1 protein-coding gene is annotated in these 966 nt (G+C 35.7%); it reads right to left on the bottom strand.

Annotated features, from left to right (window positions below):
• Positions 1-966, bottom strand: a 966-nt coding sequence (locus L1S34_RS14770) for a tetratricopeptide repeat protein (protein WP_236364862.1), incomplete at both ends; no start/stop codon positions are given.

The raw sequence follows: 966 nt of genomic DNA, 5'->3' as shown, positions 1-966 counted from the left end.
GCAGTACTTCTTTCTTGTATTCGTTTGCTTTATCCAGCTTGCCTTGTATGGTATAATTCTTATAAATTAAATCCAAGGTACGAATCATGGCATCTTTTTTAGTGACGTCATTATCATCTAACTTTTTCTCTTCTTTGTAAACGTCTAAGAGAATTTTCTCGGCCAATGGCAATAGGTTACGCTTGGTTGCATTTGCAAACGCATATTGCTGATAAGCAACAGCCAAATTTTGTTTTGTATCTCTGTCATTTGATCGGAGCGAAACACTCTTTAAACAGTTTTCAATTGTTTTTTGGTAATCATTAATCATCGAATAAGCTGTTCCTAGTAAGAGATAAATTTCCGCATTTTTTGGACTCAATGATTTGGCTTTTTCTAATGATACGATGGCACCAGGAATATCTCCTAGTTTTTGTCCTATCAATTTACCTATATCCATCAAGCAGATGGCTTTATATTTAACAATTGTAGAGTCCATTCCTCTTCCTCGATAGTAATACGCTTGGTCATAAGCAGCTAAGGCCGTGTGTAAATAAGTTAAATTTACTTTGGGCTCATTATCTTCTATTTGCCCTAAAAAGTGCTGTCCATTGGCCATTTGCAACCAAGCGGCATTACTCATGGGGTGTACCTCGAGGGACTTTTTTAATAGAGGGATTGCCCCTTTCACCAATTCCATGCGCTCATATTGGTTTTCTTTTAAAGCCTCTAATTTTTCTTCTAAAGTCCAATCTTCGATTTCTTTTTCTTTTACTGATTGCATTGTAATGGCTTTATTTATCATCTCCCCAGCCAAATCGGTATGAATTTTACCACTGTTTTTAGAAACTAGGATGTCTTTTGAGAATAAAGTGAAATTATCTTTCCAGTCAAAATTTCTATTGATGGTAAGACCTGCAAAAAGAAGTACAACAACTACCGCAATTTTATAAATTGCACTGAAACCGTTAATCTCATTCGGCTTGC

Origin of the sequence: Flavobacterium sp. K77, from assembly GCF_021608205.1 — a bacterium.
GTDB lineage: Bacteria > Bacteroidota > Bacteroidia > Flavobacteriales > Flavobacteriaceae > Flavobacterium > Flavobacterium turcicum.
This window is presented reverse-complemented; position numbering and strand designations above follow the sequence as displayed.